Genomic DNA, 16,032 nt, shown 5'->3' with positions numbered 1-16,032 from the left:
TCACCCATTCAGCCACCACAGCCAAACGGGTTGCGCTAACGCGCAACGCGCCATGCCTGGCGCACAACAAAAAACCCCTGGCCTTTCGGCCAGGGGTTTTATTTTGAAGCGGGTAAGGCTGGCTTACATCATGCCGCCCATACCGCCCATGCCACCCATGCCGCCCATATCAGGCATGCCACCGGCTGGCTTGTCTTCTGGAGCGTCAGCAACCATCGCTTCGGTGGTGATCATCAGACCACCGATGGACGCTGCAGCTTGCAGAGCCGAACGGGTAACCTTGGCTGGGTCCAGGATGCCCATCTCGATCATATCGCCGTACTCACCGGTAGCAGCGTTGTAACCGAAGTTGCCCGAACCTTGCTTGACCTTGTCAACCACAACGCTTGGCTCGTCGCCGGCGTTAGCAGTGATCTGGCGCAGCGGCGCTTCAACAGCGCGACGCAGCAGAGCAATACCCACGTCCTGATCAGCGTTGTCGCCTTTCAGTTCGGAAATGGCTTGCAGAGCGCGGACCAGTGCTACACCACCGCCAGGCACCACGCCTTCTTCAACGGCTGCACGGGTAGCGTGCAGGGCGTCTTCAACGCGGGCTTTCTTCTCTTTCATTTCAACTTCGGTGCCAGCACCGACCTTGATCACGGCAACACCGCCAGCCAGTTTGGCCAGACGCTCTTGCAGTTTTTCACGATCGTAGTCCGAGGAAGTCTCTTCGATCTGGGCACGGATCTGCTTGACGCGTGCTTCGATGTCGGCTTCGGAACCTGCACCGTCGATGATGGTGGTGTTTTCTTTCGACAGGGTGACACGCTTGGCGTTACCCAGGTGCTCCAGGGTAGCGGACTCCAGGCTCAGGCCGATTTCTTCGGAGATCACGGTACCGCCGGTCAGGACAGCGATGTCCTGCAGCATGGCCTTGCGACGGTCGCCGAAACCAGGTGCCTTGACTGCAGCAACCTTGACGATACCGCGCATGTTGTTGACGACCAGGGTCGCCAGCGCTTCGCCTTCAACGTCTTCAGCCACGATCAGCAGCGGACGGCCGGACTTGGCAACGGCTTCCAGAACTGGCAGCAGTTCGCGGATGTTGGAGATCTTTTTGTCAACCAGCAGCAGCAGCGGACCTTCCAGCTCGGCAACCATGGTGTCTGGCTTGTTGACGAAGTAAGGGGACAGGTAGCCACGGTCGAACTGCATGCCTTCAACAACCGACAGTTCGTTTTCCAGGCCCGAGCCTTCTTCGACAGTGATGACGCCTTCTTTACCGACTTTTTCCATGGCTTCGGCAATGATGTCACCGATGGAGTTGTCGGAGTTGGCCGAGATAGTACCAACCTGAGCAATGGCCTTGGAGTCGGCGCATGGCTTGGATAGGCCTTTCAGCTCTTTGACGATGGCGATGGTCGCCTTGTCGATACCGCGCTTCAGGTCCATCGGGTTCATGCCGGCAGCGACGGCTTTCAGACCTTCGTTGACGATGGCTTGAGCCAGAACGGTAGCGGTGGTGGTGCCGTCACCGGCATCATCGTTAGCCTTGGAAGCGACGTCCTTGAGCAGCTGAGCGCCCATGTTTTCGAACGCGTCTTTCAGCTCGATTTCTTTGGCGACAGAAACGCCGTCCTTGGTGATGGTCGGTGCGCCGAAGCTCTTGGCCAGAACTACGTTACGGCCTTTCGGGCCCAGGGTCGCTTTTACCGCGTCAGCCAGAACGTTGACACCAACCAGCATTTTCTTACGGGCGGAATCGCCGAATTTTACGTCTTTAGCAGCCATGATCGTTTAATCCTTGAATACTTTGAAGTAACGGGAAACCAGCGGTTGATTAACCTTCGATGACCGCGAGAATTTCGTTCTCGCTCATCACCAGCAGGTCTTCGCCGTCGACTTTCACAGTGTTGCTACCGGAGTAAGGGCCGAAAACAACCTTGTCACCCACTTTCACGGCCAGCGCACGTACTTCACCGTTATCCAGGATGCGGCCGGTACCTACAGCGACAATTTCGCCACGGTTAGGTTTTTCAGCAGCCGAACCTGGCAGAACGATACCGCCAGCGGTTTTCGATTCTTCTTCGCTGCGACGGATGACGACGCGGTCATGCAGAGGACGAAGCTTCATTGTCGATCTCTCCTAATTGTGGTTTTCATCGGCCGGTTTAAACCGGCTGGTTGAGGCTATCGGCGTGGCCCAAGTTGGCCCGACCGTTGGTGGCTCGCCAAGCGAACCACGCATGTCTTGTCTGGTGTTTGTAACCAGAAACCTTTCGGTGACCCATACATGAGGTCGCTCAAGGCGATTACAAGGCTGTACATGAAAATTTTTTTGTCGAGCGGGCGAATGAAAAACGGCCCCGTATGGGGCCGTCAGGTTATCGCCAGGGTTCAAGAGTCGCGATGCTCGTACTCGCCTTCGATCACATTCGGCTGCCGCGGCGTACCGCCCTGAGCACCAGGACGGCCTGCAAACGGGTCATCTGAAAACGCCCGCTGACGCATGGCCTGCGCCTCGGCACGCTCACGCAAACGTCGACCGATCAGGCGTCGGGTGAACGGCAGCAGGCAGATCAGGCCCAGCACGTCAGTAATGAAACCAGGCACCAGGAGCAGACCGCCACCGACGGCCAGCAACAACCCCTGGAACATCTCCTCAGCAGGCAGTTCGCCACGCTGCAGGCTTTCACGGGCGCGCAGCGCGGTAGCCAGACCAGCCACCCGCATGACCAGCACACCCAGTGCAGAAGAGGCAATGATCAGCAGCAACGCCGGGAAAAAACCAATGGCTGTGCTGACCTTGAAAAACACATAGAGCTCGAGCACCGGAAAAAGCAGAAACAGCAGTAGAAAAGCACGCATCAAGGGTTCCTCGACGGAAGACGACCTTCCAATACCCGGTTAATGGTTGCAGTCCATTGCAATTTCAAGCCTCAACCGGCTCGTTACTCGGCCAATCGTCGGCGTGGGCCAGAAAAACCAAGGCTTCGCGTACTTGTGTCGGCGTGTTGCAAGGCTCACCAAACGCCAGCCAGTAGAGGCCATGGCCAATTCGCAAGTGCATGCCTTCGCTGTCGATACCGGCCATCTGCGCAGGCACGGTCTGCGGCAAACCGCTCAAGGCCACATAGTGAGCAATCGCCTTGGCATGATCGCTATTCATGTGCTCGACCATACTGGCCTCAACCTTCCCGGCAAACGGGTTGGCAAGGGCCACGTGGTCCAGCCAGTGAATCGCGCCAAAGCCGCCGATATAGCGATATCGCACGGGTTTGAGCACCCAGAAATCGAAATCATGCGCGCGGTGGTAATTACGCGACTCCGGAAAATAACGGTAATAACGCTCGGCTGCCGCTTCAATGGCGTCGGCGTCCTCAAGCTGCCGGGCCTCGGCTAGCAGCGTCAGACGGCCCACCGCCTGAACGTCTTCAGCGCCCCGCTCGCCGACCAGCAACGAACATTTCGGATCACGCTGCAGGTTGTGAGTGTGCTGAGCGATACGGCTGATGAGGATCAGCGGATGACCTTCGGCATCCAGGCAATAGGGCACCACCGAACCAAACGGAAAGCCCGGCATCGACTTGGAGTGGGTCGACAGGACACCACGGTATTCCTTGAGCAGCAGTTCTCGTGCATGCTTCGTCGCTTTAGCGCTCACGTTGTGACCCCCAGACTAGAATTCGTCATAAATAAAATGTGTTCGCCCGCCCCAAACCTGCCCGTGGAGCATCCTTATGCAATTAACTGACAAAGTAATCATTATCACCGGCGGCTGCCAGGGTTTGGGCCGTTCAATGGCCGAGTACCTGGCAGGTAAAGGGGCACGCCTGGCGCTCGTCGACCTCAACGAAGAAAAACTCCAGCACACCGTCGCGGCGTGCAAGGCGTTGGGTGTCGAAGCACGCTACTACCTGTGCAATGTCGCTGACGAAGACCAGGTCGTCCAGATGGTTGAGCAGGTGGCGGCGGATTTCGGTGCCATTCACGGCCTGATCAACAACGCGGGCATCCTGCGTGACGGTCTGCTGGTGAAGGTCAAGGATGGCCAACTGAGCAAAATGAGCCTGGCCCAATGGCAGTCCGTGATCGACGTCAACCTCACGGGGGTGTTTCTCTGCACCCGTGAAGTGGCGGCAAAAATGATCGAACTGAAAAACCAGGGCGCAATCATCAACATTTCCTCGATTTCCCGCGCGGGGAACCTGGGCCAAACCAACTACTCGGCCGCCAAGGCAGGCGTCGCGGCCGCCACGGTTACCTGGGCAAAAGAGTTGGCCCGCTATGGTATCCGCGTGGCCGGCATTGCCCCCGGGTTCATCGAAACCGAGATGACCGCAAGCATGAAGCCCGAGGCGCTGGAGAAAATGACGGCTGGCATTCCGCTCAAGCGCATGGGCACACCAGCGGAAATTGCCCATTCGGCCGCTTACATTCTTGAAAACGATTACTTCAGCGGGCGCATTCTGGAGCTGGACGGCGGTTTGCGCCTGTAAAAGCGTTATCCAGATACGCCCCGGGCGAGGACGGAGCCAAACCATGCCAATGTGTTCAATTGCTGTTTCCCGGCTCACTGCGACCCGCCAGGCTGTCGCGCAGAGTGCACAACGGTGAACGCCGTGCCCGGTGATCCAAGGCAAACGCCTGAAGCCAGACGAACGGCACTCTATGTGGTACTGAACCAGGTACCTGCAGGCAAAGTCGTCAGCTATGGTCAATTGGCCGAAATGGCCGGGCTGGGGCGTGCTGCGCGCTGGGTCGGGCGTACCCTCGGGCAACTGCCTGATTCGACACAGCTTCCCTGGCACCGTGTGATTGCTGCCGGTGGCCGCCTGAGCCTTGCGCAGGGCACACCTTCAGGTGATGAACAACGTGCCAGGCTGCGTGCAGAAGGGGTCACCGTCCAGAATAATCGTGTGGATATGTCGTACCATGGCTGGCGTCCAATGGAGCACAGCGGTTAGAGTGCGCGCTTTGTTTTCGTAAACTTGAGGCAGATGTTGGCCCATGCCCCGTAAAACCTGGCGCGATGCGCTCGCTGCCTATGCCAGCCCGTCAACGCTGGTGCTGTTGCTGCTCGGCTTTGCCGCCGGCCTGCCGTACATGTTGGTGTTCTCAACCCTGTCCGTGTGGCTGCGCGAGGCCGGTGTGGCCCGCGAGACGATTGGCTATGCCAGCCTGATAGGCTTGGCGTACGCCTTTAAATGGGTGTGGTCGCCACTGCTCGACCAGTGGCGCCTGCCACTGCTGGGCAAGCTCGGTCGACGCCGCTCCTGGCTCGTGTTATCGCAGGTGCTGGTCGTGGTGGGCCTCATCGGAATGGGGTTTTGCGACCCCCAGAAGCACTTGTCCTGGCTGATTGCCCTGGCCGTACTTGTCGCGTTTGCCTCGGCAACACAGGATATTGCCGTTGATGCCTATCGCCTGGAGATCGCCGACGATCAGCGCCAGGCAGCCCTGGCAGCCAGCTATATGGCTGGCTACCGCGTCGCGGCCCTGCTGGCTACCGCGGGCGCCCTGTTTTTCGCTGAAGGTTTCGGCTCCACCGGTTTCAACTACCTCCACAAAGCCTGGACCGGTACCTATGTGCTGTTCGGTGTAATGATGGTGCCGGCACTGGTTACCAGCCTGTTGATGCGCGAACCGCCTGTACCACTGCGCACTCAGTTGTCGGCGGCGCGCTATGGCTTTGCCCACCAACTGGTATCCGTGTTCGTGCTGATCGTACTGCTCGTGTCGGTACCGGCAACGTTTACCCAGTTGTACTACACCGACTTTGCCAGTGTGCTGTTCGAGGGCGTGAGCCTGCTTGACCTGCTGCTGGAAGACCGCGCGTTCCTTCGCGCGATTCTGTACATCACGCTCACAGCGTTGTGCCTGTCCTCAATGGGCCGGCGTGGCCTGGCCCCGGTGCTGACCCCGGTCAACGACTTCATTACGCGCTACCGCTGGCAGGCCTTGCTGCTGCTTGGGCTGATCGCAACGTACCGGATGTCCGATACAGTGATGGGCGTGATGGCCAACGTGTTCTACATCGATCAAGGCTTCACCAAGGATCAGATCGCCAGCATCAGCAAGATCTTCGGGTTGATCATGACCTTGGTGGGCGCCGGCCTAGGCGGGCTGCTGATCGTCCGTTTCGGCATCCTGCCGATCCTGTTCATCGGTGGCGCAGCCTCGGCCAGCACCAACATCCTGTTCCTGATGCTGGCAGACATGGGCCCCAACCTGAACATGCTGATCGTCACCATCTCGCTGGATAACTTCAGCTCTGGCATGGCGACTTCGGCATTTGTCGCCTACCTGTCGAGCCTGACCAACCTCAAGTTCTCGGCCACCCAGTATGCCCTGCTCAGCTCCATCATGCTGTTGCTGCCAAGGCTGATCGGTGGATACTCAGGCGTCATGGTGGAAAAGTTCGGCTACCACGACTTCTTCCTGATTACGGCACTGCTGGGTGTACCCACGCTTATCCTGATTGCCCTGCACTGGCATCAAGAAGCCCGCCGTGGAAAGCCTGAACCTCAGGATCAGCCACAGAACTCGGTGGGCGAACGCCCTTAATCCGAGACAACCAGCTCGCCAGCGCTCAGCACCGTACGCAACGGCCAGAGCGCCAGCAGGCCGGCGACACCCGCGACCCAAGCGAACGTCAGCAAGCCCTCACCCGCGCCCAGTATTGCCAGCAAGGAGCCTCCCAGGCCGAGCAAAGCAATGGTGATCATGCCCAGCATCGCCGACACCAGGCCTTTGCTTTGCTCGCTGGCAAACAGCGTGATGCGGTACAACACGGCATTACAGACCCCAAGGCCAAGCGCGTATACCGATAGCCCTGCAACCACACCGATCACCGACGGGTACAACCAGGCGACAACCATCATTGCCAGCAAACCACCCACCAGCGGCCACAGCCCACGGCGCACGAGGGCCAGCAGTGTATAGCGCTCGGCAATCCGGTTAATGATCAGGTTTCCGGCAATCAGGCCGCCAAACACCGGCAGTTGCCACAGCGCGTAGTCCAGCGTACTCAAGCCCTGGCCGTGAATGAGCAGTACCGGCGAAAGCCCGATCCAGGCGATCAGCGGCAACCCGATCAAACCAAGCGCCATGCTGCCCGCGACGAAGTAACGGTTGAGCAACAACTGTCGATAACCAGCCAACAAAGGCAGCAGATGAATCGGCTGAAACGCCAGCCTGCTGCCGTCACGCCGCTCAACACCAAGTGTTTCAGGCATGAAGCGATACAGCGCCAACCAGGCAAGCATGCCACCGGCGCCGATCAGTACAAAAATCCAACGCCAGGACATCCACTCCAGCAACAGCGTGCCGAGCAAAGGCCCCAGCAAGGGGGATAGCAAGGCGATATTCGCGAGCAGGGCCATCATCCGCACCGCATCCGCTTCGCTGAAGGCTTCGTTCAGAGCGGGATAACTCACCGTCACCACAAAGCCCAGACCAATGCCCTGCAACAATCGCAGCAGGTTGAACAGCTCAATCCCCTCCACCCAATGGGTGAGCAGGCACATCAGGCTGAAAAACACGCAGCCACCGAGCAACAGCGGGCGCCGACCATAGCGGTCCGCCAACGGCCCGATCAGCCATTGCAGCAGTACGCCGCCAAGCAGATAGAGGTTCAGGGCATGGGGGATGAAATCTGCACTCGCCTGCAGGTCGCTCACCACCGTAGGCATGGCTGGCATGACCACATCACTGGCGACATAGGTCAGCAGCTCGAAGAGCGCCAAGGTCAGTGCGAAGCAGAATGCACGCAACGGGGTGATTTGCAGCAGCGGGGTCAACATGGGAACGCCAGGCCAAACGACATTTGGCCAGCCTGTATGCCAGAAAAGTCACGCTCGCGATAGGACATTCCAGGTGCCAGCCTTGCCGGCGACGCTATCGGCAAGGTTGGCGCCTGCACAGGCAACGCTTTAGGCAGTCGCTTCCTGGACCACGCGAATCACGCGCTGCGGAAAGGGAATGTCGATCCCCTCGGCACGCAGGCGATCACGGGCATGCTCGTTGAGCATGAACAACACATCCCAGTAGTCACCGGTATTGACCCAGACACGCAGGGAAATGGTGATAGAACTGTCGCCCAAGGTCGACACGACGGCTTGTGGCGCCGGATCCTTGTGAACCCGTGGGTCATTGGCCAGCTCGAGCAACACGCGGCGCGCAGCCTGCAAGTCGGCATCGTAGTCGACACCAACATCAAACACGACCTTACGGGTCGGCTGGCGGTTGTGGTTGGTGATAATGCCGTTGGACAGGCTGCCGTTGGGCATGATCACGGTCTTGTTGTCAGCCGTACGCAGCACCGTGTGGAAGATCTGGATGTTATCCACCGTTCCGCTGACCCCTTGCGCTTCGATCACATCACCAATGCGAAACGGACGGAACAGCAAAATCAGCACGCCACCGGCAAAGTTCGCCAGGCTGCCCTGTAATGCCAAGCCAATGGCAAGGCCTGCGGCACCAATGGCGGCAACGAAGGACGTGGTTTCTACGCCGATCATCGAAGCGACGCTGACCATCAACAGCACTTTGAGGGCGATGTTGGCCAGGCTACTGATGAACCCCTGCAGTGCAAGGTCGGCATTACGCAAAGCCAGCAACTTGCCCAGACGGAATGTCACCTTGTTGATCAGCCACCAACCGATGGACAACGTGAGCAGCGCCAACAGAAAACGGCTGCCGTACTCCATGATCAATGGAATCCAGCTTTGTGAGGTCTTGACCAGTTGATCGACTTCAGCGTTCAAATCCATAGTGCTCTCCTGATGCCAAATGGCAAAAAGCGTAAATATCCCACCGCAATCGTATCAACGGCCTAGAGAAGCTCGGACGCCAGAACGGCGCCGAGGTTCCTGACGCAGGGTGCTCAGTCGCGGAAATTGTTGAACTGCAATGGCATGCCGAATTCCTTGGCACGCAAGGCGGCGATGGCCTCTTGCAAATCGTCGCGCTTCTTGCCGGTTACCCGTACCTGCTCGCCCTGGATGGCGGCCTGAACCTTGAGCTTGGCCTCCTTGATGTGGGCAACGATCTTTTTCGCCAGCTCTTTGTCGATACCTTCCTTGAGGACGGCTTCCTGTTTCATGACCTTACCGGACGGGTAAGCATCCTTGATCTCCAGGCATTGGGCGTCGATCTTGCGTTTGATCAGCGACAACCTGAGGATTTCAATCATCTGCTCAAGCTGGAATTCGGCTTCGGCTGTCAGGTTGACAGTCAGCTCCTTTTCCTTGAACTCGAAGCTGCCTTTGCCTTTCAGGTCGTAGCGCCGGTCCAGTTCCTTGATCGCGTTGTCTACCGCGTTGGTGACTTCGTGTTTGTCCAGTTCCGATACCACGTCGAACGACGGCATATCCTTTTCTCCAAAAATAAAAGACACGCTACCTGCCCTGATGAAAGAGCACGATGGAGCGCGCCGGGTTTGACGGTTAAAATGCTCGCTCATTATAACGGTTGCGAAACGCGGATGAGCAGCACCTGGCATATTCTCGGCGCCGGCAGTCTGGGCAGCCTTTGGGCCTGTCGTCTGGCTCGTGCAGGCAAAGCAGTACGCCTGATCTTGCGGGACGATGAGCGTGTGGCTGCCTATGAGGCCGCGGGCGGCCTGACGCTGATCGAACAGGATCAGGCGCACACTCATGCCATTCCCGCACAGACAGCGACGGGCGCAGGGCCTATCCACCGTCTGCTGGTGGCCTGCAAAGCCTACGACGCACACAAGGCGGTTGCTCCCCTGCTGCCCCGCTTGGCCCCCAATGCCGAGCTGATCCTGCTGCAGAACGGCCTGGGCAGCCAGGACGAGGTTGCCGCCCTGGTGCCCCACGCACGTTGTATCTTCGCCTCCAGCACGGAAGGCGCCTTTCGTCAGGCGGACTGGCAGGTGGTGTTTGCCGGCCACGGCTTCAACTGGCTGGGCGATCCCGCCAGGCCCAGCACGCCCGACTGGCTCGATGAACTGGAAGACGCCGGGATACCACACCAGTGGACACCCGACATCCTTACCCGCCTCTGGCGCAAACTGGCCTTGAACTGCGCCATCAACCCACTGACGGTGTTGCATGAGTGCCGCAATGGCGGCCTGAGCGAACACCACTGCGAAGTGGCGACCCTGTGCGTGGAGCTCGCCGAGCTATTGCGCCGCTGTGGTCAACCACAGGCCGCCGATGGCCTCGCCGAGGAGGTAGAGCGGGTGATTCAGGCTACCGCCGCCAACTACTCATCGATGTACCAGGACGTCCGTCAGGGCCGCCGCACAGAGATCCACTACCTGCTCGGCCATGCCTGCCGCATTGCCGCCCGTCATGGCTGCGAATTGCCGCACCTGGAACGGCTCCACCGGCGCCTGGTCGAGTACCTGAATGCGCATGGATTGCCCAGCGACTGAATCGGGCGGTACTCTGGGCGCCTAACCTCCCACCAGGATCACGCCTCAACCATGCCATTGCGCGAACGCCTGGAAAACCTGCCCGTTGGGCAAAAGCTACTGGCTGCCCTGCTGGTGCTGCTGATTACCGTGATGTTGGTCGCCAACCTGACCTTCATCAGTGCTGCCTATTGGATCTCTCAAGAGAGCATGGCGCCCCAGGCGTTGCAGACCATCGGTCGACTGGTATCCAACCCTCAACTGGCGCAACAGGCTAGCGACTCACCGGAAGCCGCCGACCGGCTACTCAGGGAGCTGGACAGCTATTCACCACTGCGCGCTGCCGCCCTGTATGGCAGCGATGGCAAGCGTCTCGCGCAATTGCAGCACGGCGAATTACTCGACCTGCCCAAACGCTATCGCAACATCGAAACCTGGCGGCTCACCGAATTTCGCAACACCCAACTGATCCCGCTGCCACGCCCTGGTTCACCGCCCAGCCACTTGCTGCTGGTGGCCAGTAGCGAACTGCCGATGGCCTTCTACACCGGCACGCTGACCGCCAGCCTGGGGATTCTGGTGTTCAGTGTGCTGCTATGGATGATCATCGCCCGGCAGATCAAGCGCCTGATTACCGAGCCCATCGACCGGCTTGAACAGCTCACGCGCCAGGTGACCCGTGAAGAGAACTATGCCCTGCGCGCCCAGCCGGGTAACCGCGACGAAATCGGCAGCCTCGCAGAAGCCTTCAACACGATGCTTTCGCGCATCGAAGCACGCGAACAGCAGCTCAAGCGCGCTCGCGACGAATTCCAGGATGCCTTCGACCAGGCTCAGGGCCTGGCCGAGGAAACACGCCATACCAACCGCAAGCTTGAACTGGAAGTCCAGGTACGCAGCAAGATCGAGAAAAAACTCACCGGTTTTCAGAACTACCTCAACAGCATTATCGACTCGATGCCCTCGGCCCTGATCGCACTCGACGAGCAGCTCTACGTCACCCAGTGGAACCAGGAAGCCACCGCCCTCTCCGGCACACCGCTGGACGAGGCGCTGAACCAGCCGATTTTCCTCGCGTTCGAGCCGCTACGCCCCTTCCTGCCGCAACTCAAGGAAAGCGTCGAGAAGCACCGGGTAGCGAAAATTGAACGCGTCACCTGGACCAAGGACGACGAGCCTCGCCACTATGCTCTGACCTTTTACCCACTCATGGGCGGTGGCGGACGTGGCGTGGTGATCCGTATCGACGACATCACCCAGCGCCTGTCGCTTGAGGAAATGATGGTGCAATCGGAAAAAATGCTCTCGGTCGGCGGCCTGGCAGCGGGCATGGCGCATGAAATCAACAACCCACTCGGGGCGATTCTGCACAACGTCCAGAATATCCGGCGGCGGCTGTCGCCTGACTTGCCAAAGAACATCGAGCAAGCCAACGAAGCGGGTATCGACCTGAGCGTCGTCAACCATTACCTGCAACTGCGCGAAGTGCCGCAACTGCTCGATGGCATCCAGCAGGCCGGCACCCGAGCGGCCAAGATCGTCACCCATATGCTCAGCTTCAGCCGCCGCAGCAATCGCCAACTGGTGCCCTGCGACCTGCCAGCCTTGATCGACCAGGCGGTAGAAATCGCCAGCAACGACTTCGACCTGACCATCGGTTTCGACTTCAAAGGCCAAGCCATTGTCCGCCAGTTCGACCCTGAACTGGGGCCGGTACCCTGCACGGCGAACGAGCTTGAACAGGTTTTGCTGAACCTGCTTAAAAACGCGGCTCAGGCGATTCACCAGCGCCAGGATGATAGCGAGCCAGGTCGCATCATCCTGCGCACGCGACTGAATCCGCCATGGGCCGAGATCCAGGTCGAAGACAATGGTGTCGGCATGACGGAAGCCGTCCGCAAGCGGACCTTCGAGCCGTTCTTCACCACCAAGGAGATTGGCCAGGGCACCGGGCTGGGGCTGTCCGTCTCCTACTTCATCATCACCAATAACCACAAAGGCCAGATGGAGGTGCACTCAGCACCCGGTCAAGGCACCTGCTTCACCTTGCGCCTGCCCCTGGCAACCCCCACACCGAACCAAAAGACGGAGTCTTGAACATGGGTTTTCGTTTGTCGAAGATCTACACCCGCACGGGCGACAAGGGTGAAACGGGCTTGGGCGATGGCCGCCGAGTACCGAAGGATCACCCACGCATTGAAGCCATTGGCGAAGTGGATACGCTCAACAGCCAGCTTGGCGTGCTGCTGGCAGGCCTTGCGACGGACCCTGCCCTGACAGAACTGATCGAAGTGCTTTCACCTTGTCAGCATCGACTGTTCGATCTGGGAGGCGAGCTGGCGATGCCCAGTTATCAAGCCTTGAATGATGCGCAAGTGGAATCACTGGAGCAGGTGATCGATCGCTGGAACGATGAACTGGGACCGCTGGAGAATTTCATTCTGCCCGGAGGCTCAGCCCTGGTCGCCCAGGCCCATGTCTGCCGCAGCCTGGCCCGCAGTGCCGAACGACGCTGCCAAACGCTGAACGCCATTGAGCCATTGACTGGGGTTGGTTTGGCCTACATCAACCGGTTGTCCGACCTACTGTTCGTAGCGGCACGGCTGATTGGGCGGCGCCAGGGCGTGGCCGAGGTGCTGTGGCAGCCTGCAGCCAAACCCTGAGGCGCCAGTCAGCGCCCATCAAGCACGATTCCCTGTGGTTACATCTCGGGCCAGAAGGCCCGAATCCCGGCAACACCCTGCGCACCGCTCTGCCAGGCCCGCTCACGCTCTGCATCGCCAACGCCACCGAGCAGGAACACCGGACGATTGAAGCCCTCGATCAACTGCGAGGCCTGCTCCCAGCCTAATGGCGCGGTATCCGGATGGCTCTGCGTCGCCTGCACCGGCGAGAGGGTGACAAAATCAACCCCCATCCGCTCAGCCAACGCCAACTCTTCGGCGTTATGGCAGGACGCTGCCAGCCAACGGTTCTGCGGGAACGGACGCCCCTTGCTGGCGTACTTGCGCAACTGCGTCGCAGTCAGGTGCCAACCGGCCGCCGGGAAGTCGCCCAACCACTCCAACGGCCCCTTGAGCATCAACTGTGCCTTGCCAGCACAGAGGCCGACAGCATCCACGGCGAGGTCGCGGTACTGCGGGTCATACATGTTCGGCGCACGCAATTGCAGCAGCTTTACGCCGCCAGCAATGGCCTTCTGCATACCGCGCAGCAACTGGGACGTTTCCAGGCCGTCCGGGGTAATCAGGTACTCACCGGGCAAACGCGCAGCCGCCACAATCGGCCGGTTGGCTTCAGGGAAGTCGTACTGCGCCAATTCACGTGGTGCCACCCAGGCCAACGGCTGGCCCTCGGCACCGTGGGGCTCACCGGTAAACGCGGACACCTCCCACACATCCAGCAGCACCTGTTTGTCCGGGTAGTCGTGCTTGACCTTGATCAATGGCCGCGCCGCACTGACGGCAATACCCAGCTCTTCCTGAAGCTCACGGGCCAACGCAGCCTGTACGGCTTCGCCCTCCTCGACCTTGCCGCCCGGAAACTCCCAAAGGCCGCCCTGATGCTGACTGTCGGCACGCCGAGCAATCAGCACCCGGCCATCGGTACCGCGAATCACGGCGGCAGCTACATGAATACGTTTCACCGTCCACACTCCGCCAATCCCGCTTTCTGCCAGGCCTGGAAAGCGGGCCACTGGTAAATCGCTTCGATGTAGTTGAGCGCTTCAACCGGCAGTTCAACCCGGTAAGTGCGCAGGCGAACCGCCACTGGCGCAAAAAACGCGTCGGCCAGGCTAGGCGTGCCAAACAGGAACGGGCCACTGGCGGTTGCGGCAGCACGGCACTCGGCCCACAAGGCAACAATACGGTCGATATCCGCCTGGACGTCCGCCGGGGTTACGTCCAACGCCTGGTCACGGCTCAGGTCGAATGGCATGGTGCCACGCAAGGCAAAGAAACCACTGTGCATCTGCGCACAGGCAGAGCGGGCCTGAGCACGGGCAGCGACGTCGGTCGGCCACAGATGGGCGTCCGGATGACGCTCGGCCAGGTACTCGGCAATCGCCAGGGAGTCGGCGATGGTGCCATGCTCGGACTTGAGCAACGGCACCTTGCCGGTCGGCGAATGCTCGAGCAAGCGGGCGCGGGTATCAGGTTGATTGAGTTTGACGAGTTGCTCGGTGTAGGACGCTCCGGTCAGTTCCAGCGCCAGGGCGGCGCGCAGTGACCAGGAGGAATAAAGCTTGTCGCCGATGATCAGGTGGTAGCTCATGGTTCGGCTCCAGAAGGTTTGGAGAATGTACCGCCGCTGTCGCCGACCAGGCCGGCTCGCGCTGGAGCCGGCCTGGTCAACGAGTCGATCAGCTCCGGTATTCGGCGTTGATCTTCACATACTCATGGGACAGGTCAGTGGTCCAGATGACCTCGCTGCACTGGCCGCGGCCCAACTCGATGCGAATGGTGATTTCTTCCTGCGCCATGACAGCGGCGCCCTGCTCTTCGGTATAGCTGGCACTGCGGCCGCCTTTGCTGGCGATGCAGACGCTACCCAGGTAGACGTCGATCAGGCTCACATCCAGGTTCGGCACACCCGCACGGCCTACTGCCGCCAGAATACGGCCCCAGTTCGGGTCGGAGGCGAACAGCGCGGTCTTGATCAGCGGCGAGTGGGCCACTGCGTAAGCAACGTCCAGGCATTCCTGATGATTGCCACCGCCGTTGACTTCAACGGTCACGAACTTGGTCGCACCTTCACCATCACGAACGATAGCCTGTGCCACCTCCATGCATACCTCGAACACTGCCTGCTTCAACGCCGCGAACAGCGGGCCGCTGGCTTCGGTGACTTCAGGTACTGCGGCCTTGCCAGTCGCGATCAGCATGCAGCAATCGTTGGTCGAGGTATCGCCATCGATAGTAATGCGGTTGAACGACTTGTTCGCGCCGTCCAGCAGCAGGTCCTTGAGCACGTGCGGTGCAACCTTGGCATCGGTGGCGATGTAGCCCAGCATGGTCGCCATGTTCGGGCGAATCATGCCCGCGCCCTTGCTGATGCCGGTCACGGTGACCGTGACGCCATCGTGCTGGAACTGACGGCTCGCGCCCTTGGGCAGGGTGTCGGTGGTCATGATGCCGGTCGCAGCGTTTGCCCAGTTGTTTTCCGACAGATCGTCCAGCGCGGCTTGCAGAGCGCCTTCAATCTTCTCGACCGGCAGCGGCTCGCCGATGACGCCGGTGGAGAACGGCAACACCGCACTGGCATCAACGCCAGCCAGCTCGGCCAGCTTGGCGCAAGCGCGCTCAGCAGCCGCCAGGCCCTGTGCACCGGTACCAGCGTTGGCATTGCCAGTGTTCGTCAGCAGGTAACGTACGGTGCCCTGTACACGCTGCTTGGCGAGGATTACAGGTGCCGCACAGAAGGCGTTCAGGGTGAACACACCTGCCACGCTGGAGCCTTCGGCACAGCGCATGACCACGACATCCTTGCGCCCTGGGCGCTTGATGCCCGCCGAGGCGATGCCGAGTTCAAAACCTGGGACCGGGTGCAACGTTGGCAAAGGACCAAGACCAACAGCCATGAAAGCGCTCCTAAAAAAAATACGCCGAGCTCGTTGCCGCGGCGCTTGAGATGGAACAACGCCGCGAAGGCAGGAAGCCTGTCGC

16 protein-coding genes are annotated in these 16,032 nt (G+C 59.9%); 6 read left to right on the top strand and 10 right to left on the bottom strand.

Annotated elements, in window-relative coordinates; genetic code table 11:
* Window positions 1-123: 123 nt before the first annotated feature.
* The 4 genes from groL to CYD26_RS13420 form a co-directional block, all read right to left on the bottom strand.
* A complete protein-coding gene (gene groL / locus CYD26_RS13435; RefSeq protein WP_065758937.1) occupies window positions 124-1,773 on the bottom strand; it encodes a chaperonin GroEL in 1,650 nt (549 codons plus the stop codon).
* Between the two features lie 49 nt (window positions 1,774-1,822).
* Window positions 1,823-2,116 (bottom strand): co-chaperone GroES, encoded by a 294-nt coding sequence (locus CYD26_RS13430; RefSeq protein ID WP_065758936.1) that lies wholly within the window; start codon window positions 2,114-2,116, stop codon window positions 1,823-1,825.
* A gap of 263 nt (window positions 2,117-2,379) precedes the next feature.
* Window positions 2,380-2,850 carry an FxsA family protein gene (locus CYD26_RS13425; protein ID WP_065758935.1) on the bottom strand — a complete coding sequence of 157 codons (471 nt, stop codon included), beginning with the start codon at window positions 2,848-2,850 and terminating at the stop codon, window positions 2,380-2,382.
* Window positions 2,851-2,914: 64 nt separating this feature from the next.
* The gene (locus CYD26_RS13420) at window positions 2,915-3,646 is read right to left on the bottom strand and encodes a HugZ family protein (RefSeq protein ID WP_065758934.1); all 732 of its coding nucleotides are present in this window, start codon (window positions 3,644-3,646) and stop codon (window positions 2,915-2,917) included.
* A 76-nt stretch (window positions 3,647-3,722) separates the two neighbouring features.
* Here CYD26_RS13420 and CYD26_RS13415 point away from each other — a divergent pair, with 76 nt between their 5' ends.
* The 3 genes from CYD26_RS13415 (at window position 3,723) to CYD26_RS13405 (ending at window position 6,549) form a co-directional block, all read left to right on the top strand.
* Window positions 3,723-4,481 (top strand): SDR family oxidoreductase, encoded by a 759-nt coding sequence (locus CYD26_RS13415; RefSeq protein ID WP_102052805.1) that lies wholly within the window; start codon window positions 3,723-3,725, stop codon window positions 4,479-4,481.
* 114 nt (window positions 4,482-4,595) lie between these two features.
* On the top strand, window positions 4,596-4,949 hold the full coding sequence (locus CYD26_RS13410; RefSeq protein ID WP_102052804.1) for an MGMT family protein: 354 nt from the start codon (window positions 4,596-4,598) through the stop codon (window positions 4,947-4,949).
* 43 nt (window positions 4,950-4,992) lie between these two features.
* Window positions 4,993-6,549 (top strand): AmpG family muropeptide MFS transporter, encoded by a 1,557-nt coding sequence (locus CYD26_RS13405; RefSeq protein WP_065758931.1) that lies wholly within the window; start codon window positions 4,993-4,995, stop codon window positions 6,547-6,549.
* On the opposite strand, the gene CYD26_RS13400 is transcribed toward CYD26_RS13405, so the two are convergent.
* From CYD26_RS13400 to CYD26_RS13390, 3 genes are all read right to left on the bottom strand, one after another.
* On the bottom strand, window positions 6,546-7,784 hold the full coding sequence (locus tag CYD26_RS13400) for an MdfA family multidrug efflux MFS transporter (protein ID WP_065758953.1): 1,239 nt from the start codon (window positions 7,782-7,784) through the stop codon (window positions 6,546-6,548). The two genes, CYD26_RS13405 and CYD26_RS13400, sit on opposite strands and share 4 nt — an antisense overlap.
* A 132-nt stretch (window positions 7,785-7,916) precedes the next feature.
* Complete coding sequence (locus CYD26_RS13395; protein ID WP_065758930.1) at window positions 7,917-8,756, bottom strand: mechanosensitive ion channel family protein; 840 nt, start codon at window positions 8,754-8,756, stop codon at window positions 7,917-7,919.
* Window positions 8,757-8,869: 113 nt separating this feature from the next.
* Window positions 8,870-9,355 (bottom strand): YajQ family cyclic di-GMP-binding protein, encoded by a 486-nt coding sequence (locus CYD26_RS13390; RefSeq protein WP_065758929.1) that lies wholly within the window; start codon window positions 9,353-9,355, stop codon window positions 8,870-8,872.
* 114 nt (window positions 9,356-9,469) lie between these two features.
* Between CYD26_RS13390 and CYD26_RS13385 the strand changes: the two genes are divergently transcribed.
* Genes CYD26_RS13385 through CYD26_RS13375 form a run of 3 tightly spaced genes read left to right on the top strand, consistent with a single transcriptional unit; the run spans window position 9,470 to window position 13,029 of the window.
* Window positions 9,470-10,387: a putative 2-dehydropantoate 2-reductase gene (locus tag CYD26_RS13385; RefSeq protein ID WP_102052809.1), complete on the top strand. Its 918-nt coding sequence runs from the start codon at window positions 9,470-9,472 to the stop codon at window positions 10,385-10,387.
* A 51-nt stretch (window positions 10,388-10,438) separates the two neighbouring features.
* Entirely contained in the window at window positions 10,439-12,463 is a 2,025-nt protein-coding gene (locus tag CYD26_RS13380; RefSeq protein ID WP_065758928.1) for an ATP-binding protein, read from the top strand.
* Between the two features lie 2 nt (window positions 12,464-12,465).
* Window positions 12,466-13,029 carry a cob(I)yrinic acid a,c-diamide adenosyltransferase gene (locus tag CYD26_RS13375; protein WP_065758927.1) on the top strand — a complete coding sequence of 188 codons (564 nt, stop codon included), beginning with the start codon at window positions 12,466-12,468 and terminating at the stop codon, window positions 13,027-13,029.
* 38 nt (window positions 13,030-13,067) lie between these two features.
* Here the strand turns inward: CYD26_RS13375 and CYD26_RS13370 are convergent, their stop codons facing one another.
* The 3 genes from CYD26_RS13370 to argJ form a co-directional block, all read right to left on the bottom strand.
* Window positions 13,068-14,012 carry a Nudix family hydrolase gene (locus CYD26_RS13370; protein ID WP_102052803.1) on the bottom strand — a complete coding sequence of 315 codons (945 nt, stop codon included), beginning with the start codon at window positions 14,010-14,012 and terminating at the stop codon, window positions 13,068-13,070.
* Window positions 14,009-14,641 (bottom strand): glutathione S-transferase family protein, encoded by a 633-nt coding sequence (locus tag CYD26_RS13365; protein WP_065758925.1) that lies wholly within the window; start codon window positions 14,639-14,641, stop codon window positions 14,009-14,011. Before CYD26_RS13365 ends, CYD26_RS13370 begins: the two co-directional genes overlap by 4 nt.
* Window positions 14,642-14,729: 88 nt before the next feature.
* Complete coding sequence (gene argJ / locus CYD26_RS13360) at window positions 14,730-15,947, bottom strand: bifunctional glutamate N-acetyltransferase/amino-acid acetyltransferase ArgJ (protein WP_099775715.1); 1,218 nt, start codon at window positions 15,945-15,947, stop codon at window positions 14,730-14,732.
* Window positions 15,948-16,032 lie beyond the last annotated feature (85 nt).

This window comes from Pseudomonas sp. FFUP_PS_473 (assembly GCF_002858665.1).
Taxonomy (GTDB): Bacteria; Pseudomonadota; Gammaproteobacteria; order Pseudomonadales; family Pseudomonadaceae; genus Aquipseudomonas; species Aquipseudomonas defluvii.
The sequence above is the reverse complement of the archived record's forward strand: the minus strand, read 5'-3'. Positions and strand labels throughout refer to the sequence as shown.

Excerpts from the sequence above, each read along its gene's own strand:
- groL (WP_065758937.1), bottom strand. The coding sequence starts at position 1,773 with ATGGCTGCTAAAGACGTAAAATTCGGCGATTCCGCCCGTAAGAAAATG.
- CYD26_RS13430 (WP_065758936.1), bottom strand. The coding sequence starts at position 2,116 with ATGAAGCTTCGTCCTCTGCATGACCGCGTCGTCATCCGTCGCAGCGAA.
- CYD26_RS13425 (WP_065758935.1), bottom strand. The coding sequence starts at position 2,850 with ATGCGTGCTTTTCTACTGCTGTTTCTGCTTTTTCCGGTGCTCGAGCTC.
- CYD26_RS13415 (WP_102052805.1), top strand. The coding sequence starts at position 3,723 with ATGCAATTAACTGACAAAGTAATCATTATCACCGGCGGCTGCCAGGGT.
- CYD26_RS13405 (WP_065758931.1), top strand. The coding sequence starts at position 4,993 with ATGCCCCGTAAAACCTGGCGCGATGCGCTCGCTGCCTATGCCAGCCCG.
- CYD26_RS13395 (WP_065758930.1), bottom strand. The coding sequence starts at position 8,756 with ATGGATTTGAACGCTGAAGTCGATCAACTGGTCAAGACCTCACAAAGC.
- CYD26_RS13390 (WP_065758929.1), bottom strand. The coding sequence starts at position 9,355 with ATGCCGTCGTTCGACGTGGTATCGGAACTGGACAAACACGAAGTCACC.
- CYD26_RS13385 (WP_102052809.1), top strand. The coding sequence starts at position 9,470 with ATGAGCAGCACCTGGCATATTCTCGGCGCCGGCAGTCTGGGCAGCCTT.
- CYD26_RS13380 (WP_065758928.1), top strand. The coding sequence starts at position 10,439 with ATGCCATTGCGCGAACGCCTGGAAAACCTGCCCGTTGGGCAAAAGCTA.
- CYD26_RS13375 (WP_065758927.1), top strand. The coding sequence starts at position 12,466 with ATGGGTTTTCGTTTGTCGAAGATCTACACCCGCACGGGCGACAAGGGT.
- CYD26_RS13365 (WP_065758925.1), bottom strand. The coding sequence starts at position 14,641 with ATGAGCTACCACCTGATCATCGGCGACAAGCTTTATTCCTCCTGGTCA.
- argJ (WP_099775715.1), bottom strand. The coding sequence starts at position 15,947 with ATGGCTGTTGGTCTTGGTCCTTTGCCAACGTTGCACCCGGTCCCAGGT.